The organism is Mesorhizobium sp. M7A.F.Ca.CA.002.15.2.1 (assembly GCF_003998715.1).
GTDB lineage: Bacteria > Pseudomonadota > Alphaproteobacteria > Rhizobiales > Rhizobiaceae > Mesorhizobium > Mesorhizobium ciceri.
This window is the reverse complement of the sequence record NZ_RZPI01001305.1, coordinates 1-383: the sequence shown is the minus strand read 5'-3', so window position 1 is coordinate 383 and position 383 is coordinate 1. Positions and strand designations below refer to the sequence as shown.

Here is a 383-nt window from a genome sequence, read left to right as displayed (position 1 = left end):
GAATAGGGGAATAGGGGAGGCTATTCGGCTGTAAGTTTACGGATGAGAAGTCGAAGAAGCTTTCCCACACTTTCGGTACTCGCCAACAATGGGCCGGACGTCGCTTTCGGCGCGATGCCAATACGTTCAGCAATCAGAAGCTGAGTTTCCAGTTCCTTCAATGATCCTTGGGCAATACGGAGAAACTGCAGATAGGAGCCTCGAATTTCCCTGCCATACCCCTCGGCTATGTTCGCCGGCACCGACGTTGCAGAGCGCCGCACTTGGCTGGTCAGTCCATAAAGTTCTTCTTTGGGCCAGGATTTCGTAGCACCGTAGACCGCCACCGCAAGATCCATCGCCTGCTCCCAAACCAGCAAGTCCTTGTAGGACCCTGTTTTTTC

1 protein-coding gene is annotated in these 383 nt (G+C 53.5%); it reads right to left on the bottom strand.

From position 1 onward, the window contains the following. Positions 1–20 precede the first annotated feature (20 nt). Positions 21–383: four helix bundle protein (locus tag ENZ74_RS34265; RefSeq protein WP_245471077.1), on the bottom strand; the 363-nt coding region annotated here is incomplete at its 5' end.